This is a genomic window from Siminovitchia fordii DSM 16014 = CIP 108821 (genome assembly GCF_000374565.1).
Taxonomy (GTDB): domain Bacteria; phylum Bacillota; class Bacilli; order Bacillales; family Bacillaceae_C; genus Siminovitchia; species Siminovitchia fordii.
Genome location: NZ_KB894685.1, coordinates 738,185 through 763,255 on the forward strand (window position 1 = coordinate 738,185; position 25,071 = coordinate 763,255).

Here is a 25,071-nt window from a genome sequence, read left to right on the forward strand (position 1 = left end):
TTTTTTAATAAGTAAAGGTCTCTTTTATATTCTTAACACCTGCTGACAAAAGGACAGCCAGCTTTATTCTTGCTTTCTTACTGTCGTAATCCCTCCCTAAAATAACTCCTTTTTTCTCCATATCGTAGGCGCTTCCTGGAAAGTCATAAACAACTTTCACTTCCCCTTCCTCTCCACTTGTTGTAAGTACAATCGGAATTCCCTTGTGAATGGCATAATTTATCCCATCCATGATAGCCGGAGGTGCATGGCCTCTCCCCGGGGCCTCAACAATAATTCCTTTTGCACCTGCATCTGCAGCATATTGAACAAATTTCCCATCGGATCCTAGAGCGCATTTGATTAATTCTACCGCCGGAAGCCCTTCCTTAAGCTTGTAAGTCTCTCTTTTGACCGGCTTCTGGTATATAAATACATGTTCCTGATCAACAATCCCAAGATATCCAAATCCAAAGGAAGTAAATCCGGCTACATTTGAAGCATGTTTTTTCTTTACATAACGGGCTGAAAAAATTCTTTCATTGAATAAAACAACCGTTCCCATATTTCGTGATTGAATATCGGATGCCAAAATGATCGCTTGGCGCAAATTAACAAAAGCATCAGTCCCCATCACAGTCGGACCTCTTTGCGAACCAGTAACGACTACAGGCCTTTCATCGGATATCGTCAAATCCAGAAAGTAAGCAGTTTCTTCAAGTGTGTCGGTTCCATGAGTCACCACTACACCAGCAACATTATCTTCTTTAAAGACCTCTTCAATTTTCATTTTTAACTTAAGCAAGTGTTCAAAAGTCATATGGTTGCTCGGTATTTGGAATACTGATATGACTTCAGCCTGAATATGGCTCGGTAAATCGCACATTTCCGATAACTCTTCACCTGTCAGCACTCCTGCGGTTAACAGACCGGTTTCAGGGTTTCTCTTACTTGCGATGGTTCCGCCTGTACTGATTAATACAACCCTTTTATCTTCCTGATTGGTCATTTGTTTTCCCTCACTTCGAATTCTATTAAAATAACTCACTTTCATTCGCTGTGTTTTAAAGATAGATTTGTTTGACACTTTGTAAGTGGTCTGACATTGCCTTTCTTGCTAATTCGGGATTTTTATCTTTGATAGCAGTAAATATCTGATAATGTTCTGAAAGGACCGTTTTATTTCTACCGGGTATCTGAACAGTTTTAATGGAAGCATCTTTAAGTGCTTCATACAGACGACCGTAAATCATATACATAACCTCAACGAATAGTAGATTTCTGGAGATTCTTGCAATGCACATATGAAAGTCCAAATCTTCTTTGGCGCCTATTTCCTTCACCGTAATTTCTTTTGCCGTTACCGCCTTTTCAAATTTCAAATATGCGTTGTGAAGTGTAACTAAATCTTCCTCATTACATCTGACAGCAGCCAAATATGTCGTCTCTCCTTCAATTGCTTGTCTGAATTCCATTAATTCCACTATATCAAAGGATTCCCCACGTACGACAACATTCATTTTCATAATGACGTCATCCAGGTTGTCTTCTAATAGAATGACTCCGCTTCCATGTTTAATTTCAACCAAGCCGGCAGATTCCAAAACACTGTATGCTTCTTTAACAGATGTCCTTGAAACAGATAAATGCGCGGCAAGTGTTCGTTCAGATGGCAGCTTATCGCCTGGAATCATTTCTTTTCTTTCAATTGCGGATTTAATATGTTCGACAATCGTTTGATACACCCGCTTTTTTTTATTTGATGGCATTGTCATGAACACCCTGTCCTTTCTCCGCCTTCTTATCTGGTTGGTCCAGTTAAATTATATGAAATACAACAGATAATTTCAATAATAATCTAAATTTAAATGTTTTTTATATTGACCATTAAAATTGTCTTTGTTATTCTTAACTGGACCATCCACTTTGATCGAATATTATATGTAGCTGGATGGGAAGTTTGGGAATGATTAACGGAGAAATGATGGAAAGGTGGTGATATTGATTGAGAATAGCCAGTGTGCAAATAGCAGCCTCGGCGGATAAAAAATTGAATTTAAAGAGGGCTCTCGACTATATAAAAAAGGCGAAAAATGCAGGTGCAGATCTGATTTTATTCCCTGAAATGTATATGTATCTATATTCTAAGACTTCTGGTCTAACACCGGCCGACATAGCAGAACCACTGGACGGCCAGTTTGTAAGCACTCTCATGCATGCTGCGAGAGAGAACGGTATATATGTAGTATGCGGTATTTTTGAATCTGTTCCGGATCAAAATGAGCGCGCTTACAATAGTGTTGTTTTCATTTCAAAAACAGGAGAGCTGCTAACATCCTATAGGAAAACCCACCTTTGCGATGCATGGGGAGTTCGTGAATCTGATCAATTTGTTCCGGGAACAGCTCCTTTTCAAATAATTGAAACCGAACTAGGTAAATTTGGATTGGTTATATGCTATGAATTGCGCTTTCCAGAATTGAGCAGGCTGCTGGCGATCAATGATGTAGATATTCTTTTGACTCCTGCTGCCTGGTACAGCGGTACTTTAAAAGAAGAACATTGGGAAATATTGATTAAAGCCAGGGCGATTGAAAATACCATTTTTGTATGCGGTTCCAATCAATCCAGTGAATTATTCTGTGGGCGGAGTATGATTGTTGACCCCATGGGAGTGGTCCTATCAAGTACTGGTGAAGAGGAAGCTATGATATTTGCTGATATTGACCTTAATAGAAAAAACAGAGTGAGAGAAAAGGCCCCTTCCATCTCTAACAGGGTCCCGTCTTTATACAATATGTTCTAGTATCAATTTGATTATATATGACATTTTTAAAGAGATTGGAGATGACTTTATGATTTCAGTATATTTGTGGATTATGCTTATAATCTTTTTAATAGCTATGGTTTATCTTAGCTATATTGCTGCCAAAAAAACTACAACCATTGAAGACTTCGCGATAAGCGGAGCTAACCTGGGACCTTATGTTTTAGGCCTTTCCTTTGCAGCTACCTTCTTTAGTGCCGCAACCTTCATGGGTTATCCAGGATATTCATATGCGTGGGGCTATAGTAATCTATGGATGTTTTTAGGGCAATTCGGCGGAGGCGCTCTTGGTATTATTGCTGTAGGAAAAGTTGTCAGAGAACTGAATAAATCACAAAAATCCCTTTCTCTTCCTGACTGGCTTGGTGATTATTATAATAGTGATTTCCTACGAATAGGAACCGGGATCATCATGCTTTTTAACATCTTTTACATTGCAGCACAATTTACAGCAGGGGCTCAAATTTTCTCCAAAATGCTGGGATTCAGTTACATTGGAGGATTGGTCTTTATCGCGCTCATTGTTGTGGGATATGTTTTTGCTGGTGGTTCATACGCTGACGTGTATACAGATGCTGTTCAGGCTATTATTATGGCGATAACAGGTGTTATTGTTTTTGTTTCAGGTATCGTTATATTCGGAAACGGAAGTATTACAAAAGCGTTTACAAATATTACAGAAAATTTGGCATCACAGGATATTAATCTTATAAAAGTGATCAACCCGGAGTCGGGAAATTACTATGGAGTTTACGTAATTGCCGCTATTTTTATTATTCAGTTCGCTTTTTCATCACAACCGCAACTATTCAACAAGGTGCTCTCGCTTAAAAATCCTAAGGATTTGCGGAAAATGATAATAACATATATGGTGACAGCGGTTCTTTGTCTGGTTGTGCTTTTTGGCGGTTTGTATGCACGGGCGGCACTGCCTTCTATAGAATTAGCAGACTTGGCTCTACTTGAATATGTTACTTGGGGAATGCCTGCTATTCTAGCAGCAATTGTTGGTGTAGTTATTTTGGCTGCTTCCTTATCAACAACCGATGGAATTTTTGTCGTGATTTCAACAGTATTTGCCAACGACATATATAGAAAAGTGTTAGTTAAAAGAGGGATCATTCGAGCAGATGAAGAAAAATCTAATCGGGTTGCGCTGAAAATTAGCCGATGGACTGTCATTATTGTAGGGATCATTGCTTTCCTCATTGTTTTAAATCCGCCACAGTTCATGGCAGACCTTATGTGGATCGGCATTGCAGGTGTTTCGTCGGGCACGATGGGGCCACTTTTATATGCAGTATTTACAAGGAAAAAAGCCTCTCCACGTGCCGCTGAGCTTTCAATGGTAATAGGATTGTTTTCATATTTAATCATTTATTTCGGAGGGTTTGAAAGAAGCTTAATGGCATCAGGAGCTTGGGCTACCCTAATAGGAATTATAGTTATGTGGGGCATGGCGTTTATCTTAAAAAGACCAGCATCTGACGGATAATTTGTAAACACTCTATCAAAAGGAAAACTTCCCGAAAGGAGAGATAATTATGTGGGTAAATCCAATGTTATCCATATGGCTCTATGGGGTAATCGGCTTCTGTGTAGTTTGCGGTATTATTTTAGGTGTATCCTACTCAAATAAGGAATGAAATGAGTAAAAGTTCCATTTATTAAAGGGGCTTTTATCTGAAATCATTCTGAGTTGGTTACGATTGCTATCTTTTAAAACTTTAAAAGGAAATGTTACGAATGGCTGTACTTCCTATAGACCCCAAGTTTAAACAGAGTCGCTTTTATAAGAACCATGAAAACCCGCGAGATGTTTCGCGGGTTTTCACTTTCCTCGGAAAGGTTAAAGGACTCTTCTGGTTTGGAAACACTGATATGAACGAAACTGTCAATAGATTTTTAGGTTTTTAGTTAGTTTAAATTGAAACCAATACCGGTTACAATATTTCCTTCTCGGCTATTCCTCCCGAAGGGCGCCTCTATTATCTGACTTTATATGCTGTGCCAGCTGTTGTGGGATGAGGGAAGTGGCAATGATTTCGAACGCAATGTCCATCACCATAAACAACCGGTAAAGCTTATATCCGGTGGGCCACCTCATCCCCCCATTTCTTCACAAATTTGCGGACATCCAGGGTGCTGACGATTATCTCCAGGCATCTCAACTCTTCGCTTTGGTGCATCTGCAAACGCCGTTTTCCGTTCTAATGTGTATTATGGTATGGTTCATTTTTGAACTACTTCCTTCCTCATTATTATAGTTCAGGTTTGATTGTGGTTTTCTTTTCTTTAACCTACTATGATTAAGAGGTTTAATCGTCCATGATAACTCTTCATCAGTAATATAAGACATTCACTTTTCCGCACTTTTTGCAGGTTTCGTAAAACTGATTCCCATCATATTGATGATGACAGGATTGCTGGATCTTTTTCGCCCGGATTTTCAAAAATTTGATACGCAGTTCCAACTGTTGGATTTCTTCTTTAATTTTTTGTACGCTCATCATGCACCCCCCGAGAAAACTATAGATAAATACTACTACCAGCTTCCCTGAATTCGGCAGCTTTGTTTTTCATCCCCCTTTCGATCGCTTCCTGTGTATTGAGGTTATTTTCTGCTGCATATTTGCGGATATCATGAGAGATTCTCATGCTGCAAAATTTCGGACCGCACATGGAGCAAAAATGGGCTGTTTTTGCCGCATCTGCGGGCAATGTTTCATCGTGATACTCCATTGCCCGCTCCGGATCCAGAGATAAATTGAACTGGTCCTCCCAGCGGAATTCAAAACGAGCTTTTGAAATGGCATCATCCCTAATCTGAGCGCCCGGGTGCCCCTTCGCCAAATCTGCAGCATGGGCAGCTATCTTATAAGTAATGACCCCTTCACGTACATCATCCTTATTTGGCAGTCCCAAATGTTCTTTTGGAGTTACATAACACAACATCGCTGTTCCGTACCATCCAATCATTGCCGCCCCAATCGCGGAAGTGATGTGGTCATAGCCAGGGGCAATATCAGTTGTAAGTGGTCCAAGCGTATAGAACGGCGCTTCATGACATGCTTCAAGCTGTCTGTCCATATTCTCCTTGATCAGGTGCATTGGAACATGTCCGGGACCTTCAACCATCACTTGGACGTCATGCTCCCATGCGATCTTTGTAAGCTCTCCGAGCGTTTCCAGTTCCGCAAACTGCGCTTCATCATTCGCATCAGCGATTGACCCCGGGCGCAATCCATCCCCCAAAGAAAAAGCAATATCGTATGCTTTCATAATTTCACAGATATCTTCAAAATGAGTGTATAAAAAGTTCTCTTTATGATGATAGAGGCACCATTGCGCCATGATTGAGCCGCCTCTAGAAACAATGCCTGTTACACGACCAGCGGTTAATGGAACATACCTTAGTAGTACACCCGCATGAATCGTAAAATAATCGACACCCTGTTCTGCTTGTTCAATCAATGTGTCTCGGTAAATTTCCCAGTTAAGGTTCTCAGCAATCCCATTCACCTTTTCCAATGCCTGATAAATAGGAACGGTGCCGATCGGAACCGGTGAGTTTCGGACGATCCACTCCCGGGTCGTATGTATATTTTTTCCTGTTGATAAATCCATGATTGTATCGGCACCCCATCGAGTAGCCCAAGTCATTTTTTCCACTTCTTCCGCAATGGAGGAGCTCACAGCGGAATTCCCAATATTCGCATTTATCTTAACATGGAAATTCCGTCCGATGATCATCGGTTCCGCCTCTGGGTGATTGATATTCGATGGAATGATGGCACGACCTTTTGCCACTTCATCGCGTACAAACTCAGGTGTCAAATTTTCTCTTATTGCAATGAACTCCATTTCGGACGTAATGATCCCTTGTTTGGCATAATGAAGCTGGGTAACACATTTTCCCTTTTTCGCCCGAATAGGTTTTCGTTTTAACCCCGGAAATACATCCCGCTCCACTTTTGGATTATCGTTTGATTTAAAGCCATTGTCTTCGGGCTTGATCAAACGGCCCTCATATTCCTCCACATCGCCGCGCTCCCGAATCCATTTACTTCGAAGTGGAGGCAATCCTTTTGTAATATCAACTGTATATTCCGGATCCGTATATGGCCCGCTTGTATCATATACCCGAACAGGAGCATTAGACTCCTCTATTCCTTCCGTCTTCGTAGAATTTAATTCAATCTCCCTCATGGGAACCTTTATATCCGGTCTGGCTCCTTCCACATATACCTTTTTGCTCTTTGGAAAATTGGACATGACAGCAATACTTTTTTCATCTGACAACGACATTGACATAAAAAAATCTCTCCTTCATCTTTTAGTTAAAGGACGAGATCTGATAGGCAGCAATACGTGCAGAAAATACACAAAGGCCGGGAACCAACAAAAATGGCTGGACCCGGCCTAAAAATGTATAAATTCAATTTGATGCACTTATTAACTTCCCTACGCTGGCATTAACCAGATCAGGTCCAAAGGGTCAAGAAACTTCATCGCGTTTCCGCTCTCAGCCCAGCTCTTTGGGCACCCCCAGTTATTGCTATTCGATTTGTCTCAACTATATTAGACTCTTCATAAAAATTCAAGAGTGAATTCGAAAAATAAGCCTTTATTCACAGAAAGATTTTACAGAGCCTTTCATCTAAATGATATCCATCCAAATCTTAACAGCCGTAGCAACGATCAGTACTGCCAAAATGAATTGCAATATTTTTGTGTTCACTTTTTTACCTGCCATCGCACCAAGGGGCGAAGCAATCAGGCTTGCAACAATCATGATGAACGCAGGAAAGTAGTCCACTTGCCCTGTAGTGACCTTCCCTACAGTTGCTCCAATGGATGAAATGAAGGTAATTGCTAAAGATGAAGCGATTGTCATGCGGGTTGGAATTTTTAAAACGACAAGCATGATGGGCACTAACAAAAATGCACCGGCTGCCCCTACAATCCCGGCTCCTAAACCGACAATGATAGCAAGGAGGGCTGCAAGCCACTTATTGAATTTCACTTGGTCGAATGGGATATCATCAATCCCTTTTTTGGGAATAAACATCATGATGGCGGCTATCAATGCCAATATCCCATATATTAAGTTAATTCCGCCCTCTGTCATTAGCTTCGAGCCATAGCCCCCGATAAAACTTCCAATCAAAATGCTGATTCCCATATATCCAATCAATGTTTTATTTAAATAGCCGCCCTTTCGGTAGGCCCATACTCCGCCCATCGTTGCAAATAACACCTGAACGGCACTGATCCCGGAAACTTCATGGGCGCTGAATGCCGCTAACCCGAACAATGGAGGGAGATATAATAGCATTGGGTATTTAATAATGGAGCCGCCAATCCCAAGCATGCCCGAAATATAAGAGCCGATAAAACCTATTAAAAAAATGACGAGGATAAATGTAAAATCCATCGCTTAACCTCCTTTTGAGAAATGCGAAAGTACGGCCGACTATTTATAGAATCTTCTTTGAAAAAGGGAACCAATCGGTTCCCTTTTTTATTATCAGGCTTTTTTAATCCAAAATTTGTAAACGCCATTTTCTTCTTCGGTTTTCAATAGTTCATGACCGCCTGATTTAGCCCATGCCGTCAAGTCATTTGTTGACCCTTTATCGGTAGCATGTACCTCCAATATTTGTCCGGACTCCATTTCATTGATCGCTTTTTTTACTCTTACAACCGGCATAGGGCATGCCAATCCTTTTGCATCTAAAAATTTTTCTGCTTCCATTCGTTATTCCTCCTAATATTTTTTATCTTACCGCACAGCGGTTTGGACCAATTTCCATTTCTCGTTGTTTTTCCAGGTCAGGTTTGATTTTTCCCATGTTTGTTTCGCGTATTTCCTGATAAGCGTTAGGCTGTGGCGGCAGATTTTCAGTTACTAATCTTCTAAACTCCTCATCGTTTTCAACATTAAGCCCATGATTGTTTTCAAAAAGAGTTCCCAATTTTTCAGAAACGCTTCCGTCTTCATTCAATTCATCGATCATCATAAAGTGCGCCGGCAGAACAGTTAGTTCTTTGGATAGCTTTTTATAACGGGAATACAATGTTTCCTGCAAGTCGCCCACCCAGTCATGTGCCAATCCGGCAAGGTCCGGCCTTCCAATGGAATCTACAAACAGGATATCTCCCGATAACAAATATTTTTCATCTACAATAAATGATGTAGATCCAATTGTATGCCCTGGAGAATAGAGTGCATGAATGTCAATCGCTGTATTTCCGATAGTAATCACTTTCCCACCTTCAAGCGGTTCATAGGCAAAAGTCACTTCCGATGCATCCTTTGAAGGAAGCCAGTATGCCGCATTTTCCTGCTCAGCGATCTCTCTGCCTCCTGAAATATGGTCGGCATGAAGATGAGTATCGAGCACATGTGTAATGTTCGCATTTTTGCTTTTGGCAAACTCTATAAAAACATCTGTCATCCGAGTCGCATCAATCACTGCAGCTTCTTTGCCCGAAATAACCACGTAGGACAAGCAGCCTTTTCCAATCCGGACAAATTGATAAATCTCTCCACCGTCTTTCAAGTCTCCAATTTTCACAGGTTCCAAGTGTTCACTCCAAGCCTTCATGCCGCCTTCCAGGTATGATACATCCACCCCTTGCTCGACAAGCATTTCAGCCACCAACACTGACGATCCTTCCTTAGCACAAACCACCAGAACCTCTTTGTCTGCAGGGATTTTGTCTAAAATTCCTTCCACACCATCAAGCAGTTCGAAATATGGAATATTTAAATGTTCCACGTTTTTCCCTTCAATTTTCCAGTCCTGAAAATCACTTTCATTCCGTACATCCAGGATAAACAACTTTTCGTTGTTCACGATTTTTTTCGTAACTTCTTTTGATGTCATAACTGATACCGCCATTTTTTACCCCCCTAGGTATATTTCTTATTAAAAAAATTTACTTTTTTAAAGCGTCCATAATACTGTTGGGATCAAAGCCGATAATCCACTGGCCGTTGATTTCAGTTTGCGGAACACCCATTTGTCCTGTTGTTTTTATCAATTGCTTCATTTTTCAGGATTGCTTTCAACATTCACCTCATGGAAAGCAATTTCTTTCTCTTTCAAAAAGTTCTTTAACATAACGCAGTATGGACATCTCGTCGTTGTATACACAGTAACTGGCATTATCGCTGACCTCCTTTATGATTGATACCTTCTGTATCCCCGGTCCATTCACTCATGCCCGGAATTACATTAAACACTTTTTCAAAACCTTTTTCTTTTAGCTTTTGCGCCGCCATGTCGCTCCGGTTCCCTGTACGGCACACAACGAAAATTTCCTTTTCCTTCTGTAATTTATCTGCCCTCTCTTCTAGTTCTCCCAAAGGGATGGAGATGGCATTTAAAATATGGTTAAAAGCATATTCGGCAGTTTCCCTTACATCCAGCACGATAATGTCTTCTTTTGATTCGATTTTCTTTTGTAACTCATCGTTATTAACAACATGGGGATACTCTTTGACTTCTGTTTCCTCGTTGGAGGATTTTCTGAGAAAATGCTTCAATATATCGCCGTCTTCTAAAGTGCCCAAATATTGATGGCCTGTGCTTTCCGCCCAAGCTTTGACATCGGCTTTTGAGCCTTTATCAGTCGCTTGAACTTCAAGGACCTTTCCTGCGTCCAGCTCATTCATTGCCTTTTTTGTCTTGACGATCGGCATAGGACATGCCAACCCTTTTGCGTCCAAAATGACATCAGCATTCATGTTGATCATCCTTTAACCTCCAGTTAATTATTCTGTTTTTCCTTCCCAATCAAGCATGCCGCCAGACATGTTCACTACTTTGTATCCTTGACTTTCCAAAAATTGCGTTGCCCGGCCGCTTCTTCCTCCTGAACGGCAGACCATGATATATTCTTTTGATTTGTCGAGCTCATTCATTTTAAATTCAATCAATCCCAATGGAATGTGAATAGCTTCAGGAATTTTTCCTGCTGTGACTTCATCGACCTCACGGACATCTATGATGTTTAATTTTTCCCCCTGGGCCAGTTTTTGTTCCAATTCTTTTGCACTGATTTCCTTCATTATGCCTTCCTCCTTCTAAAAATAGGCGTTCACCCCGCATAGACATTCGCCCGATTCGCATACTCTTTTTTCTAGAGTATCTGCCATTCTTAGGTTCTCATCCTCTTGGACGATTTTGTTTCCATATTTCTTCAATCCTTCTGCCTAAATAAACAGATTCACATGACCTATTTCTGCATCTGCAAGATATGCCGCTACACCTGCATATTCGATTCCATCCAAGAGCTCCTCCTGTTGCAGTCCAAGCAGATCCATCGTCATTGTACAGGCTACTAATTTGATATCCTGTTCCTTAGCCATTTCAATCAACTGAGGCAATGGAATGGCATTATGTTTTTTCATGATGCCTTTAATCATTTTCGGCCCCAGTCCCGCAAAGTTCATTTTGGAAATTCCCATTCGGTCTGCACCTCTTGGCATCATTTTGCCAAACACCTTTTCCATCAACCCTTTTTGAACTGGGATGTTTTCCTCCTTGCGTAGCGCGTTCAAACCCCAAAATGTGTGAAAAATGGTTACTTCGTGGTCATAGGCTGCGGCACCATTAGCGATGATGTATGCTGCCATCGCTTTATCGTAATCGCCGCTGAACAATACGATTGTCGTTTTTTTCTTTTCCTCCAACATTGCTCCTCCTCGTTTATACCCTACCGAGTATTGTTAAGTTTAAAAATATTTTATACCTGTACCCCTATGGGTATAATATTATTAAAAATAAAAGAGAATGTCAACTCTCTTTTTTTAACGACTCTTTACCAATAAATTTACCGCTTCCTTCACAAGCTCTTCCGTATTGGCTTCCCCTGATTCATTGGCCTTTTGAACACATTCCACCAAGTTGGAGCTTACTACCACACCGATGGTCCGATCGATTGCGGTCCGTGCGGCCGACAGCTGGATAATCACCTCTTTACAATCTTTATTTTCTTCCATCATCCTCAATATCCCTCTTAGCTGTCCCTCAATGCGTTTAATTCTATTTTTCATTTGGTCATCATACTTCATTGAGTTACCTCCTAAATTGTTATTCCTAAATATAGGGCTCTTTTTCTATTTAATAAGCCATCTGATTGTCAGGGATTGAATACTTTGAATATGAAAACCCCTATTTTGCTGGCGACGAATCCAAATTCTGATTATGCCTTTTTAAATAGAGAACCCGAATATGAATGTACCTGGAACAGGAGTTTTATATGACACGTAAAAGGTTAAAGTATTCCTGTTCTACACAGTTGATGCCGGTAAAATGATCTTCTAGAGTATCGTCTTCCTTAAGAATTTCAATATGACGCTTATTTTATACGCATAGGGGTATATTGTCAAATCTTATTTACTAAGGAAAAAGAAAAAAGGCGAAAGTTAGATTTCTTTCGCCAGATACAACCTTTCTATGAAGGTACATTTTTTTGTGCTGCAGGTGATGCCCTCTCGGAAAAATATGCTGTTATAAAATAAAGGAGTGCGAGTCCTGCCACAATCATCGCGACAGTGTTACTTACACTATTCCATAGCTCTGCCAAACCTAAAAAAGCAGGAATCGTACAAGTAATCCAAGCCATTACAAAAGTTACTTTCCCGACGTAGCGCCCTATATCCATTTTTTTTGCCAAAACCAAATAGAATAAGAACCATAAATATGACCAAAACAACCAAATGATTCCAAACTTCAGATCAGCAGAACTGAAACTGACATAAGAAAATCCAAGCGCCAAGATTGCCACCCAAAGACAGTACCATCCCAACCCGGATGTTTCAAGGCCAAACCAATTTGTCAGACCGACATATAAGTAGGTGAATCCAAATAAAAAAATACTTGCTGCACCCAATATCTCCGGCATATTTCCGTCCGCTTTTACTATTAAATAAATAGGAGTGAATACCTGAAGGATCCCGATAAAAATATTAAAGACCGAAGCGCTTTTTCCATCGATTCTGCCAAGTAGCATTAAAGAATTGATGAACAATACTCCACCGACATATAGCAGACCCACATTTGACAAAAGATGTACCTCCTTTTGAGAGTAACTTTTATTCCTTCAGCCTCCTTTATTTTTCATAGCAAACTATCCGGCACTTTTAAACATTTGATTATTTTGAATATTATATCAAATTAAAATCATTGTCAATGATGTTTGCTTGAAAAAGAAATACCATTTACAATTAATATATGAAACTAGTCCATTAAGCCCATGGAACCCATTTTTCATATAGGGAGGCAGGAAGATTTTTATGGATAACCAATTGCTATATTTGGGTAAAACCATCATAAATAGGAAAAAAGAGATTGCTCAGGAAATCCATGAAAAAAGGTTAGCGGACGCAAGGGTGTCAACAGAAGATCAAGAGTCATTTCAACAAATCAATGATCAAATTATTGAAATTAGAGCGAATTTCATTGCACTATTCGGAGAAGCTTTGATGCGGCCGTCGGAACAGCAAACTGCCTATGAAGAAATGCGTAAGTGGGCTGAAGAAACAGGGCAATATATTTACAAGCTTGGAATTCAACTGGACGAAGCATTGAAAGATACTTCATATTACCGGATTTATATTTGGAAAGCACTGAAAGAAGAAGCAATAAAACTCAATCTATCGGCAGCGATAATATTCGATCTGATATCCATTATTGATCCACTTTTAGATAAAGCCGTTCATGATTTCAGTCTTACATATGTAAAAGCGTTCCAAAGTTCGCTTGAAAGCGCAAAAACTTCCTTTTTAGAGTTATCTGTTCCTGTAGTCCCTCTCGTACCTGGAGTAGGCGTCCTGCCGCTTATAGGGAATATGGATACAGAAAGAGCTCAACATCTTATGGAAGAAACATTGAAGCAGGCTGGCAAATTGCAGCTCACTCATCTCGTCCTTGATATTTCAGGTGTTCTGATTGTAGATACAATGGTTGCCGACCAACTCTTCAAGGTGATTGATGCCTTATCCTTGATAGGGGTAAAAACCATTATTACAGGAATCCGTCCGGAAGTTGCACAGACCATCGTCACTCTAGGATTAGATTTAAGTAACATCAGTGTAAAGGCAAATCTGCATCAGGCATTCAAGGAGATTCAATTAATAAAAGAAATGTAAAAGAAAAAATGTACCATAGAAAGCAGGATATGTCGCCTTCTTGGTACATTTTTTATTTGCTCAATTTTCTTCCCCAAAAAAATGCTGAATATATTGCTGTTCTTCCACTCTGCTTTTTTCAGTGACTTCCCCGCCATCATATTTTCCATACGGCTTGGAAGTTAAGCTCAGAAGGAATTCCACTTCCTCGGTAATATCGTCAAAATTCCCTTCGAGCCATCTGTTTAAAATATTTTCATACGTATAGGGCTCGCCTCTCGTATTCCTGGAGAGCTCAATCGAATCCGTATGTTGTTTTAAATAATATATATTGCCTTTCGTCATTTGAATCCGGCGAATCGAATCAGGGTCAATCCCGGCAGGCGTATTCTTTTTACCTCCGATATTCACCTTTTGAAGGCTCATTTCGATCATTCTCATAATGAGGGTTGTCTCATCGGATATTTCTCCAATATCTTTTTTTGCTGTTATTTTTTCTTTGCTCGTTGCTATATATTTAATCGGCGCTGTTATTTCCAGGCTGGATGCTTCCTCTTTACTTGTAATGGCATCAATTTGATTATCACTATTAGATGTAAAAGCAAAATAAACACCAAAAGGAACTGCTGCCAGTCCTGCAATGCTGAGCGCGATATTCTTCTTCATCCATGTTTCCTCCAAATGTTACTGTTGTATATCCGCCAGCAATATTGAAAAGCTTTTTCCTCCGGATATATTTTCCTTTCCGGCAAAAAAATTCTCAACCAAGCATTGATAGTTTTATAATAACTGTCGCAGGTAACAAATAAAACTCTCAAGTTTTTATTATATCAAGCTTTTCTCCCTCTTATTTCCGTATGGGAAGAATTATTGCGATATTATCACCATTCGTTATTATTAGGAACCTTTGTCATTATGTAAGTATTTGAAACCATACATTTTGGCTAATTCCCTACTTTCTACTTCATCATCAAAACCTATTGCAAGTACTGTAAACCGTATTGCTCTCTTCGCTTTTGTCGTTCCATTTTAGCTAACGCCCAGCCATCATCTCAAACTTCATCATACGAAAAAACTTCCCACATGATAAAATTAATCTAAGGGGCTGTGTAATGGAGCGCTTTACTTTTTCATAAATTCCCTAATAGCTTCATTTTGCATTTGCTGCTCATGCAGTTGCAAATAGGAAATATTTCCTACCGTATCAAGAAATACACCATCCAAACCTTTTTGAACAACCTGCTTCTCTATCTCTTTCATTAAAATTTCCTGATAATGAAATGAGGTCATATCCATCATGTAAGAATCCCATTGCTCAAAGTAAATCTTAGTTCCATTTTCATCTTTATAAAAATCATCTTCTTTGAACTGATGATAAAGTTCTTTGTTCCATTTGTCTCCTTCCATCGCATTAATATATCCGTACACCAATGTTCCCGTTCGCTGCAGCTGAAATATATTCTTGTTGCATTTCAATCGGATCAACGATGCCCAAATCCATTTGCATTATTTGATTACCGCTTTTGCCCAAGTAAAATTTAAATCGTCAGATATTTTTTATCGCTGTTTTCTTTGTACATGAACCAAGTATTAATAAGGGAAGGACATGAAGTTAAAATTTTTTTTATATGAACTCTATTATTTCCTCCTGTTGCTTTTCCAATTTCCGAAATGGAATTATATTATAAAAGATAGGATAAATGTTCATATGTTCGATAAGTTTATTAAAAAAAGAGCAGAATAATAAAAGCATTGGGGGATGTTATCCAATTTGAGAATTAATGATACAGTAAAATGATTGGATCCATAATTTAATCAGGAGAACAAATGTAAAGCGATCAACTATTTCTGAATTTATGAATTGCAGTTCAAAATATCCTCATATGGAAAATATCAAAATTAGCAACTGATTTCACAAATGTTTCCGGCAGAACTGTACGATGATGACCCTTAAATCAATCCGAGCAAGAAAAAGAAACCATTCGCTAATTTGTCTAAAGCTTTCTATCCCATTTGTTCTGCATTTACATATAATAGCATAAAAAAGACTTTCGTGATAAGAATGTTTCTTTCTCCCAAAAAGAGAGTCAATTGATTAGATAATAATAAAGTCCAAAGGTATTCGGCACCTGAATGAAATCGCACACGTTCACTCAAGGGTGGATTTTTTTCAGTTGGGCTATGCAAACTATTACATAAATGCTAATCTATCCTTCCTGGCAAGTCTAAGAGATAGTAGGAAAAATGAAATCCACTTTGCAGTAAAAATTGGGATCATTTATTAGTCAACGGTGGAAAAACCTATAAAGAAGTTTATGTTACAGAAGAGTAGCTAATTAAATCATCTTCTGATGAAGAAATAGAACTACTAAATAAAGTGCTTGCTAAACGAAATATCGTTTTGTTTAAGATAAGCTAATGTTGGGATGGGTGCTTTGCAGATTCAGTTTTTCAATGCAGGAAACATACTTCATTAGAAAATTAATAAATAGTTCTATCTATAAGAACTTACCACAGGCTATTTATCGTAAAATTCTTTGCATGACAGAAAAATGAAAACGGTATATTTGGTGGGGGTTTGATGGGCAGGAACGTTGGAAGAGTTCACAGAAACCTTACATGAGCTCAGATTGAACTAGGTCTTATGCCATGTGGCCTCTTGAATATAACTATTATTGATCCTCTGTTCACATTAGTTGGATAAGGAGAATTGATCGCGTAAAATACCGTTCAAGGGCACTTTTCTAGTTCCCAAGGAACTGCTCGATAAAATATCTACATATGATCTCCATCCGTGAATACATTTTATCAAGGAAAAAAACTTATGGGGGATAGGCACCATCCTTTTTTGAAATGGTACCATTTGTTCTTAAAAATCAGTTCAATATTGGAATAGCATGATGAATGACTAATATTTCTTCGGGCTTTTGTAATAAACCGGTAGGTGAAGCACTTATTAACTTTTCCTTCTTCCCTTCTCCCCACAAAGCGCCAAAACTCTTGATACCAGCTGCATTAGCTGCTAAAACATCTGTAGGCTGATCTCCGATATAAATGCAATTCTCTGGTGCTTTTTGTAATTCCTGAACTGCTTTTAACAACGGTTCAGGATTTGGTTTGGGCTCACTACAATCTTCCAACCCTACAATAACTTTGAAAAAAGGATAAAGCCTTGTTTTGTGTAATTCCTGAATAACATACTTTTTATATTTCGAGGAAACAATTCCCATTGTTACCCCTCTATCTTTTAATTCAGCCAGCACTTCGTAAACACCGTTATATTCCTGAATCTGGTCATTTATCATTTCATAGTGTCTGAAAAATGAACCCAGTATCTCTTTTTCCTTTCCCTTAAACCACTCATCTATGATTCTCGTAAGTGGCTTTCCAATTAAGTAACTTTTCTCTTCGTCGGTAAGTTGACCCATCTTAATTGTTTCTAAGGAGGCACAGCATGCCTGAATATACCATTTCTCACTATCGTGAAGGGTCCCATCTAGATCAAATAAAATTGTATCCATACTCCCCCCTAAGTCTAAACTGTTTTAGAGCATAATCTGTTGTAATGGTAATGTTATCAGGTATTCCATCAATAGGAAACCATTGCACTTTCTTGTATTTTACCATTACAATATGTGGAATAAAAGTAGGAGCAACATAATGAACACCTTCAGATTGAAAAATATGATTTGTAGCACATAATAGTTGGTCAACCTGATATTTTGTATGACTGCTCCACTTTAAACATAATAAAAGCTGATTTCTTGAAACAGAAATCGGCTTTTTTCACTAGAGAATGTAATTCGTTTAGAGTGATTATTTTTCAGTTGCTATACTCCCCATCGCAATAGAAATTCTATTCCAACTGTTAATTTGATTGATTATTAGAACAAGGTCAACATATTGTCTCTCGTCATAATGTTCACGTACTCGGTGATAAAGCTCATCTGGCACACGTTTTGTCGGGATTAAAGTCACGTACTCTGTCAGCTCAAGAGCTACTTTTTCTGCATCTGTGTAAAATGTACACTCTCTCCAAGTGCTAACACAATATAAACGTTGTTCCGTTTCTCCCATTTTTCTGGCATCAGTGGTATGCATGTTAATACAATATGCACAACCATTTATTTGAGAAGCCCGAATTTTTATAAGTTCACGAAGTTTACGGTCTATACCTGTAGTTTTCGTATACTTCTCCATTTCTATCATTATTTTAAGTGCTTCTGGTGCTACATTATAATAATCAATTCGTTGTTCCAATTTAACTCCCCCTTATATTCGTTTAAGACCGTATTAATTCAGATGCTAATCTTGAAGCGGCCTCTTCAGCTTCTTTATATGCCTTTTGTAATACTTCATTTGTCTCCAGTAAAGCAGTTCCTTGTGCCCGAATGGTTTGATAATCTTCAATACCAAGGAAATTGAACATTGACTTCAGGTATTTATAGGAGTAATCAACTTCTGTATACCAATCATTATTGGTACAGATTTCGCCACTTGCTTGTATAACAAGCATTTTTCGTCCGTCTTTCAGTAGACCCACTGACCCATTTTCAGTGTATTTAAAGGTTTCACGTGCGATCATGATATTGTCCATATAATCTTTTAACTTTGATGGAATATTAAAATTATACAAAGGTAAAACGATGACATACGTATTTGCACTTTTAAATTGTTGTAAGATTTCGGACATACGCTTCGTTACTTTTTTCTTGGTTAGTTAGTTCTTGTTCTTTTCGTTGTTTTTCCCATGCACTTAAAACCATTTTATCTACCATAGGCACTACATCGCTGTACAAGTTTATCTGTTCAATTACTTGGCTATTAGGAATTAATTCTTTATAAGCTTTTAAAAAGTGGTTAAAAACCTGCAAGCTTACTGAAGAAGTATCATCTATTTTTGGGTGTGCGTTAATAATAAGTGTTTTGTTCATTTTTATCTCCCCTTTAAAATGAATTTCAAGCACTAATTAAAGATCAATTTAATCGACGATTAATTTAGTCCATAATATGTGTTATAATTATTTTTGTCAATAAATTTAACTAAAAGCTATTTCTATTTGACCGGGAGTTTAAATACTCCTAAGATTTAATTTGAAATCCTTAAACAAAGGTAGGTGAGATGAGTTTTATGCAATATAGTGTTGGAGTTGAATATGCTTTACATTGTCTGGTTTATTTAATTGATGTTCCTTCCAAAGAAAGTGTTGGAATAAAGGATTTGGCAGAATTCCAAGGACTTTCTGAGACATTTCTTTCAAAAGTTTTCGGTAAATTATCTAAGGCTGGTATTGTAAGTTCTGTACCTGGTGTAAAGGGAGGATATAGGTTATCTAAGTCCCCAGAAGATATTTCCTTTTGGGATGTAGTGGAAGCAGTTGAAGGTCCTAAACCTATTTTTCAATGTAAAAATATAAAAGATAATGGTTATTTGTATAGAGAAAACTGCTGGCCAGCTTCTTCCTCTTGCACCATCAATTTAGTCATGCTCTCTGCAGAAGAAAAAATGCGTGATTTCTTGCGTAGTAAAACACTTGCATGGTTAAATGAAGAGCTTGACCGTGTTTTACCTAAACAAATCCGTGAAGATACTCGGAAATATTTTTCGAAGAGCAACAAATAAAAAAAAACCTCTCATAGAATTCCTTAATTAGGGAGGTTTTTTCATAGCTCACGGAAAATGTATCTTCAATCTCAATGGAGTAAAGCCTATTAGTACATAATCAAATTACTGTAAATTGAGATTTCATAATGTCTCATAAGACTCGTATCAAAATGCTATCATTGTCACGATAATGAATGCGCTATTATTTAAGATTTTGACTAAAAAACCTCTCAATCATCATTACCGATAAAAGATGCAGCTGTTTTCGCTGCATCTTCGGGTATATATTTTTTAGTTTTGATTTAATACGAATTTGAGCATTACTTTTTAAATTCAATTTTCATTTATGAAAGAACTTTTTATCTGGCTGCTCGTAATCACCTAATGCGGTACCTGGTCTTGTCCTGCTTCATCGGGCAGCTATGCAAGGGGCTTCTATTTCTATAGCTATGCTTCCCCCCTTCTCTTTATTAGTGAATGTAACCTAATTTAAGAGTGCCGTCATTCCGATACTTATTGGGAAAATTAATTAGAAGAACACCAAGACTACGGTCAAACCAATGCAAGTATTGTTGATAGATGTTTCTAAAGTAGTTATTTGAAATAAATATCGCTAATATGATAAACCACAGACCAACTGCTAGTATGATTTCTCCGCCATAGATCCAACGTATCCAGTATAATATCCCACTTTACTGCAACATATTATACAACATTACTACTGCAATTCCGACACCCACTGTCAATAATAAGCTTCTAGTAAGGAGCCCCGCAATCAGACAAACCGCTGCGGCCGCGAGATGTGAAACTTCCCAGTGCTCGTTATCCTCTAAAGGAAGGAGCTCTTGTGCCAATAATGCAGTTAAGATAGCAACAGGTATATATTTTAACCAGCGTATACCCCAATCCGGAATTTCAATCTTACTTAAAACGACCAATGGGAAAGTTCGGGGCAAAAATGTCATGATTGCCCCGCCTAAAATGATCAATAAAACCTCCCACCTTACTTCCATTTTTCCATCACCATCCCGACACAAGCAGCAAAGATTGTTCCTATAATAACGTCAATTCCAGGTGGAACAACCATACTGGCAATCACTGTAAAAATGACCGCACTCAATATGACGGTTATCTCAATCGATATTGTCGGTTGATTTAAAACCTGTAGTATAAGCAAACCTATAAACATCGCAGGTAAAGCAAAATCAAGGCCTAAAGCTTCAGGCCGTTCAATCCATGTTCCAAGATAGCCTCCAGCTACATTTGCCAACAGCCAGTTGAGATAAGCCGTTACGTTTAGGCCAAGCATCCAATTATAATCTGCATGCTTTTTTTGGGCCAGATGGTTGGCTGCGACACCAAATGTTTCATCCGTTAATAAAAACCCGGTAACGATATTCTTTTTCGGTGGGAAGTGCCGAAAGTAAGGTGCAAGGGCAGCACTTAATAAAAAATATCTCAGATTCACAATAAAAATCGTCAAAATAATAGACATGACAGGGGCACCTGCGACCCACATTCCCGCAGCAATAAATTGAGCCGAGCCTGCATAGAGAAGCAAGGACATAAGCGCTATTTCCATTAAGCTTAATCCGGCTGTTTTTTCTACGACTCCTGCGGCAAAACCTATGCTTAAATAACCTAATACTGTCGGTAAACAATCCTTTACACCTTTTAAAAAGGCATGATTGGCTTCACTTGTCGTGACTAGTTTTTCCATCTCTCATATGTCCCTCTCAAACTGAATAATCCTCAGAAGAAATCAGTTTAACTTCCAATCTTTTATTGTTTTTTCCTTTGCTGCTGACTTTTACGAGTTTCATTTCACCAATTTCTTTAGTATTTGAAACATGTGTACCGCCACACGCCTGTTCGTCTATGGATTCAATACGTACTAATCGAATTTCAGTAACAGTCGGAGGCAATAAGTTTACAGCAGTTTTTACCAATCCGGTCCGACTTTCAGCTTCACTCCTTGGAATCAATTGATAGTTAATTGGATGGGATTCCTTGATGATTTGATTTGTTTCTTTCACAATGTCATCATACTGATCATCTTTTAAATCTTGTAGGTGATTAAAGTCTATTCTCGCCTTATGAGGGTAAATTTTATTTCCTGTGCATAAAGCTCCATACTTTTTATAGACAACTGCTCCCAACACATGTAATAAAGAATGATGTCTCATAAGTCCCCTGCGCCTTTCCCAATCGATATTAGCTGTCGCCGCACCTAATTTTAATTGTTGGGCATTTTTAACGAAGTGGAAAATTTTTCGACCTTCCCTTTTTACTTGAACCACATCAAATGGTTTACCTTCTTGAATCAATGTACCCGTATCACACTCTTGTCCACCGCCAGTTGGATAAAAGATTGTCTGATCGAGAACTACTTTATCCCCTTCAATCGATAAAATATTAGCATTGCACGTTGTTTGGTATGAGTCATTCAAGAAAAGTTCTTTTGTCATTGTCTAATCATCTCCTATTTAGATGTTATTGTACTAACCACTATAAAAACTGGAAGAAAATACGGTTCATTTTATTTGAACCGATTTCCTTTTACCACATGGCTTAAATGAATATTTGTTCTCCAAAGGGCATCTAATTTATCAGACCCAAATTCTGCTGTGATTTCCTCAATCATGATATCATGCCTAATATATTCAGTTGCTACAAGTACAAGGGCCGGATCTTTCGTTTTTACCGCCCATGCAAAAGATTTTTCGGTAAAGTTGGCAATCAACACTTCTTCCCCATCACGGGCTGCAACCGTCAATTGACCTCCCATACGCTCCTTTACAACATCAGGAGGCATGTAGTTATGGTGAAATGTTGTGCCCAACTGAATATCAGGAGCACCAAAAAGAATTGAAAATATATGGATTCCATCCTTTACCCGCTGATCAATCGCATTTTTTATTTGTGGAACTTGTTTTTCCCAAACGGATAACCATAACTCATTTTTCGCCGAACGGATAACATTCAGCATTTCTTCTATTACATGTTCATGGCTTCGAATGTGCCAAATCACATCCGTTTCCCTTTCACTTTCAATCGAAGGCAGCTGCTGCTCCAATATTTCAAAAGTTTCAGCAAACGATTTGCGAAGGCGATGGATTAAATCCTTAGCGGGTATTGGCGAATACTTTACAGGATCGGAAGGAACAACATAAATGGCGCCTTTATCCAATAATTTTCCTAAAACCTCATAGATCATGGATCTGGGTACACCCGTACGTTTACTCACCTCATAACCTGTAACTGGTGAGTTTTTTAATAAGCCGATATAAGCCTTGCACTCATACTGAGAAAAACCCAGTTTCTGAAGCTCCGTATAAACGTCTTCCATAAAAAGCTCCTCTTTAGTAGTTATTTTAATACCTACTATAATGCGGGTACACATATTTTGTCAATGCTTCTGCTAAGAATGATCATAAAGATTGATCATTCTTGTTACTGCATCATTTTTCCAAAAGAACTGTCTAATTCTATTGACAGTAGAGTCATTCCGTTTAAACAAATACAAAAAGGTTCTTAAGCCATAGGGTCCTGGTATGGATTCCTTACTTTTCTCCAGTAAGATATGCCCTTTAGAATAGATCTGGGAATATAATATGATGTCTTCTTGTCCCCTACCAATTTGTTCATTAAGGTGGTTACCTTATCGTTCAGAAAAAAATATAGCAACCAAGGAGTCTTACCGGAATTTTTTAAAAAACGATTCCAGGTATCTCCCCTCCGTCATTCTTTCCCTGAAGCCAACTGTGGATCATCTCCTGTTTACTTAATATTTAATACAAAAAGGTTGAAACTATACATTAGTGTCGGTATAATGACAACATAAAACCGACACTGATGTATAGTTTTTCTTTGGCTATCATTTGAGAAGGAGGTAACCCTATGGCACCGAAAGTTAACGAAGAATATAAAAAAAAGAAAAAGAGAGAACTACTAAAAGCAGCCAAGAAGGTGTTTATCGAAAAAGGTTATGTACGCACATCAATGCAAGATATTATGGATGAAGCGGAAATCTCGAGAGGTGCTTTTTACAGTTATTTTGACAATATCGATCATGTTTTTATTGAAGTCTTAAAATATGATGATCAGAAAGATGGTCAGTATTTTATATCGGCTGATGAAGGTCCCTTATGGCCACAAATAAAGGAGTGGGTTGAAGAACAGCAGTTTCATATCGAAGCGATTGATCAAACGTTGCTCTATGCAAAAGCGGAGTTTTTTTTATCATCTAAGTATGTCAAGAATAAAAATAATTTTCCTTATATTTCCGAACGCTACACTCGGACCGCTGAAGAAATTGAAAAGGTACTAAATGAAGGTATCCGTAAAGGGGAATTTAGACCTCAACAGTCTCCTCGCTTTATTGCCAGGTATATCATTTCATTCATAAATGGTTTAATGCTGGATACGTTTCAATTAGGACATGACCAAACCAAAGTCAAAGACCAATTATTAGTCTTACTTTTTTCTTTAGAAAAGATAATTAATCCAATAGATTCAAAATAAGGAGGACACAACATGTTGTTTGAATCGTCAAGAGTCAGATTAAGAAAAATGACAAAGGAAGATACAGACCTTTATCATACATGGAGAAATGATATGGAGGTTATGCACTCCACCAATCCATCATTAGATGTCTATCCGGTGGAAGCAACCAGAGAATTTGTAGATCAAGTTATCTTGGGATCACAATCAGCCAAGTGTTATATCATGATGGAAAAAAGAAATGAAACACCAATCGGTATTATATCATTAATCCACATTGATTATATAAACCGAAATGCCGAATGTATCATTGATATAGGGGAAAAAGAATTTTGGGGAAAAGGTTATGGATCAGAGGGATTGAAATTACTCATGGACTATGCTTTTTACGAAATGAATCTACATCGAGTTTCACTTAAAGTATTTTCATTTAATGATAGGGCTATTCATTTGTATAAAAAAATGGGTTTTCAGGAAGAAGGGAACAGTAGGGAAAGCCTGTTTAGAGATGGTAAGTGGTTTGACATTATTCATATGGGGATTCTTCAAAACGAGTACTTTGAACTGCAAAAAAGTAATATATAGTTCGGACTATCCTAATTCTTTTACACAAGGCTGTTTTTTGAACTTTCACGATAGCGATTTAATGTACCTCCCATAATGATTTCTTTATTAAATGCCATGATCTATAGCTTTAATGTGCGGGATAAAAAATATCAGAAGACAAAGTAGATGTTTATGGCACACTAGAAATGTAGGAAACGGCAGCTAATTTATGTACATAAAAAAGGCCACTTGCCAACATCCGAAAAAATACATACACTCCTGTTTGGGCATATCTTTACAGGAGGTAGTATAGGAGATGTTAGCAATGGCTGAAGTTAATTATATCAGATACGAAACGAATACAAAAGGTCGCAGCTATGCAGAAGTAGCACGGCAGATGGGGGTAGATCGGCGGACGGTGAAAAAGTATTCCGACATGGAAGATTTCAATCCGGAGAAACCGATCAG

The 25,071-nt window shown here is 38.3% G+C and carries 27 protein-coding genes, 2 pseudogenes and 1 riboswitch; of the genes and pseudogenes, 6 read left to right on the forward strand and 23 right to left on the reverse strand.

Annotated features, from left to right (window positions below):
* Positions 1 to 4: 4 nt before the first annotated feature.
* Both C509_RS0103705 and C509_RS0103710 read right to left on the reverse strand, forming a co-directional pair.
* Positions 5 to 988, reverse strand: coding sequence for an asparaginase (locus tag C509_RS0103705; RefSeq protein WP_018705564.1), 984 nt, complete (start codon positions 986 to 988; stop codon positions 5 to 7).
* Between the two features lie 55 nt (positions 989 to 1,043).
* Positions 1,044 to 1,748 (reverse strand): FadR/GntR family transcriptional regulator, encoded by a 705-nt coding sequence (locus C509_RS0103710; protein ID WP_018705565.1) that lies wholly within the window; start codon positions 1,746 to 1,748, stop codon positions 1,044 to 1,046.
* Positions 1,749 to 1,984: 236 nt separating this feature from the next.
* Between C509_RS0103710 and C509_RS0103715 the strand changes: the two genes are divergently transcribed.
* On the forward strand, positions 1,985 to 2,785 hold the full coding sequence (locus tag C509_RS0103715) for a carbon-nitrogen hydrolase family protein (RefSeq protein ID WP_018705566.1): 801 nt from the start codon (positions 1,985 to 1,987) through the stop codon (positions 2,783 to 2,785).
* A gap of 49 nt (positions 2,786 to 2,834) precedes the next feature.
* Positions 2,835 to 4,301 (forward strand): sodium:solute symporter family transporter, encoded by a 1,467-nt coding sequence (locus C509_RS0103720; RefSeq protein WP_018705567.1) that lies wholly within the window; start codon positions 2,835 to 2,837, stop codon positions 4,299 to 4,301.
* 468 nt (positions 4,302 to 4,769) lie between these two features.
* Here the strand turns inward: C509_RS0103720 and C509_RS25960 are convergent, their stop codons facing one another.
* The 12 genes and pseudogenes from C509_RS25960 to C509_RS0103785 form a co-directional block, all read right to left on the reverse strand.
* Complete coding sequence (locus tag C509_RS25960) at positions 4,770 to 4,913, reverse strand: hypothetical protein (RefSeq protein ID WP_018705569.1); 144 nt, start codon at positions 4,911 to 4,913, stop codon at positions 4,770 to 4,772.
* A 235-nt stretch (positions 4,914 to 5,148) separates the two neighbouring features.
* The gene (locus C509_RS0103735) at positions 5,149 to 5,316 is read right to left on the reverse strand and encodes a hypothetical protein (RefSeq protein WP_018705570.1); all 168 of its coding nucleotides are present in this window, start codon (positions 5,314 to 5,316) and stop codon (positions 5,149 to 5,151) included.
* A gap of 19 nt (positions 5,317 to 5,335) precedes the next feature.
* On the reverse strand, positions 5,336 to 7,120 hold the full coding sequence (gene thiC / locus C509_RS0103740; protein WP_018705571.1) for a phosphomethylpyrimidine synthase ThiC: 1,785 nt from the start codon (positions 7,118 to 7,120) through the stop codon (positions 5,336 to 5,338).
* 130 nt (positions 7,121 to 7,250) lie between these two features.
* Positions 7,251 to 7,366, reverse strand: a riboswitch (TPP riboswitch).
* Between the two features lie 100 nt (positions 7,367 to 7,466).
* On the reverse strand, positions 7,467 to 8,243 hold the full coding sequence (locus C509_RS0103745; RefSeq protein ID WP_018705572.1) for a sulfite exporter TauE/SafE family protein: 777 nt from the start codon (positions 8,241 to 8,243) through the stop codon (positions 7,467 to 7,469).
* Between the two features lie 93 nt (positions 8,244 to 8,336).
* Positions 8,337 to 8,564: a sulfurtransferase TusA family protein gene (locus tag C509_RS0103750; protein ID WP_018705573.1), complete on the reverse strand. Its 228-nt coding sequence runs from the start codon at positions 8,562 to 8,564 to the stop codon at positions 8,337 to 8,339.
* A gap of 22 nt (positions 8,565 to 8,586) precedes the next feature.
* The gene (locus tag C509_RS0103755; RefSeq protein WP_018705574.1) at positions 8,587 to 9,714 is read right to left on the reverse strand and encodes an MBL fold metallo-hydrolase; all 1,128 of its coding nucleotides are present in this window, start codon (positions 9,712 to 9,714) and stop codon (positions 8,587 to 8,589) included.
* 37 nt (positions 9,715 to 9,751) lie between these two features.
* Positions 9,752 to 9,984: pseudogene (locus tag C509_RS24615) on the reverse strand (glutaredoxin family protein).
* Positions 9,981 to 10,571, reverse strand: a complete 591-nt coding sequence (locus tag C509_RS0103765; protein ID WP_018705575.1) for a sulfurtransferase TusA family protein — start codon at positions 10,569 to 10,571, stop codon at positions 9,981 to 9,983. The pseudogene C509_RS24615 and the gene C509_RS0103765 overlap by 4 nt, the downstream one beginning before the upstream one ends.
* A gap of 18 nt (positions 10,572 to 10,589) precedes the next feature.
* Positions 10,590 to 10,886 (reverse strand): rhodanese-like domain-containing protein, encoded by a 297-nt coding sequence (locus C509_RS0103770; protein WP_018705576.1) that lies wholly within the window; start codon positions 10,884 to 10,886, stop codon positions 10,590 to 10,592.
* A gap of 144 nt (positions 10,887 to 11,030) precedes the next feature.
* Positions 11,031 to 11,513 (reverse strand): DsrE/DsrF/DrsH-like family protein, encoded by a 483-nt coding sequence (locus tag C509_RS0103775; RefSeq protein ID WP_026319665.1) that lies wholly within the window; start codon positions 11,511 to 11,513, stop codon positions 11,031 to 11,033.
* A gap of 114 nt (positions 11,514 to 11,627) precedes the next feature.
* Positions 11,628 to 11,891, reverse strand: coding sequence for a metal-sensitive transcriptional regulator (locus tag C509_RS0103780; RefSeq protein WP_018705578.1), 264 nt, complete (start codon positions 11,889 to 11,891; stop codon positions 11,628 to 11,630).
* Between the two features lie 383 nt (positions 11,892 to 12,274).
* Positions 12,275 to 12,877 carry an AmiS/UreI family transporter gene (locus C509_RS0103785; RefSeq protein ID WP_245542426.1) on the reverse strand — a complete coding sequence of 201 codons (603 nt, stop codon included), beginning with the start codon at positions 12,875 to 12,877 and terminating at the stop codon, positions 12,275 to 12,277.
* A gap of 238 nt (positions 12,878 to 13,115) precedes the next feature.
* On the opposite strand from C509_RS0103785, the gene C509_RS0103790 reads away from it, so the two are divergent.
* The gene (locus tag C509_RS0103790) at positions 13,116 to 13,970 is read left to right on the forward strand and encodes an STAS domain-containing protein (protein ID WP_018705580.1); all 855 of its coding nucleotides are present in this window, start codon (positions 13,116 to 13,118) and stop codon (positions 13,968 to 13,970) included.
* Between the two features lie 60 nt (positions 13,971 to 14,030).
* Here the strand turns inward: C509_RS0103790 and C509_RS0103795 are convergent, their stop codons facing one another.
* From C509_RS0103795 to C509_RS24625, 5 genes and pseudogenes are all read right to left on the reverse strand, one after another.
* Positions 14,031 to 14,615: a DUF6241 domain-containing protein gene (locus tag C509_RS0103795; protein ID WP_018705581.1), complete on the reverse strand. Its 585-nt coding sequence runs from the start codon at positions 14,613 to 14,615 to the stop codon at positions 14,031 to 14,033.
* 456 nt (positions 14,616 to 15,071) lie between these two features.
* Positions 15,072 to 15,377: a putative glycoside hydrolase gene (locus C509_RS24995; protein WP_018705582.1), complete on the reverse strand. Its 306-nt coding sequence runs from the start codon at positions 15,375 to 15,377 to the stop codon at positions 15,072 to 15,074.
* Between the two features lie 1,448 nt (positions 15,378 to 16,825).
* Complete coding sequence (locus C509_RS0103815) at positions 16,826 to 17,470, reverse strand: HAD family hydrolase (protein ID WP_018705585.1); 645 nt, start codon at positions 17,468 to 17,470, stop codon at positions 16,826 to 16,828.
* 295 nt (positions 17,471 to 17,765) lie between these two features.
* Complete coding sequence (locus tag C509_RS0103820) at positions 17,766 to 18,209, reverse strand: carboxymuconolactone decarboxylase family protein (RefSeq protein ID WP_018705586.1); 444 nt, start codon at positions 18,207 to 18,209, stop codon at positions 17,766 to 17,768.
* Positions 18,210 to 18,231: 22 nt separating this feature from the next.
* Positions 18,232 to 18,883, reverse strand: a pseudogene (locus tag C509_RS24625) (FMN-dependent NADH-azoreductase).
* 197 nt (positions 18,884 to 19,080) lie between these two features.
* Between C509_RS24625 and C509_RS0103830 the strand changes: the two are divergent.
* Entirely contained in the window at positions 19,081 to 19,572 is a 492-nt protein-coding gene (locus tag C509_RS0103830) for an RrF2 family transcriptional regulator (protein ID WP_018705587.1), read from the forward strand.
* Positions 19,573 to 20,246: 674 nt separating this feature from the next.
* Here the strand turns inward: C509_RS0103830 and C509_RS0103835 are convergent.
* The 4 genes from C509_RS0103835 to C509_RS0103850 all read right to left on the reverse strand — a co-directional run bounded on the left by C509_RS0103835 (position 20,247) and on the right by C509_RS0103850 (position 22,903).
* Positions 20,247 to 20,567: an AzlD domain-containing protein gene (locus C509_RS0103835; protein WP_018705588.1), complete on the reverse strand. Its 321-nt coding sequence runs from the start codon at positions 20,565 to 20,567 to the stop codon at positions 20,247 to 20,249.
* Positions 20,558 to 21,274: an AzlC family ABC transporter permease gene (locus tag C509_RS0103840; RefSeq protein WP_018705589.1), complete on the reverse strand. Its 717-nt coding sequence runs from the start codon at positions 21,272 to 21,274 to the stop codon at positions 20,558 to 20,560. The genes C509_RS0103835 and C509_RS0103840 overlap by 10 nt, the downstream gene beginning before the upstream one ends.
* A 16-nt stretch (positions 21,275 to 21,290) precedes the next feature.
* Positions 21,291 to 22,022 (reverse strand): alanyl-tRNA editing protein, encoded by a 732-nt coding sequence (locus C509_RS0103845; protein ID WP_018705590.1) that lies wholly within the window; start codon positions 22,020 to 22,022, stop codon positions 21,291 to 21,293.
* A gap of 71 nt (positions 22,023 to 22,093) precedes the next feature.
* Positions 22,094 to 22,903: a TrmB family transcriptional regulator gene (locus tag C509_RS0103850; RefSeq protein WP_018705591.1), complete on the reverse strand. Its 810-nt coding sequence runs from the start codon at positions 22,901 to 22,903 to the stop codon at positions 22,094 to 22,096.
* 551 nt (positions 22,904 to 23,454) lie between these two features.
* Between C509_RS0103850 and C509_RS0103855 the strand changes: the two genes are divergently transcribed.
* Positions 23,455 to 24,078, forward strand: a complete 624-nt coding sequence (locus tag C509_RS0103855; protein ID WP_018705592.1) for a TetR/AcrR family transcriptional regulator — start codon at positions 23,455 to 23,457, stop codon at positions 24,076 to 24,078.
* A 12-nt stretch (positions 24,079 to 24,090) separates the two neighbouring features.
* The gene (locus C509_RS0103860) at positions 24,091 to 24,642 is read left to right on the forward strand and encodes a GNAT family N-acetyltransferase (protein WP_018705593.1); all 552 of its coding nucleotides are present in this window, start codon (positions 24,091 to 24,093) and stop codon (positions 24,640 to 24,642) included.
* The last annotated feature ends 429 nt before the right edge of the window (positions 24,643 to 25,071 follow it).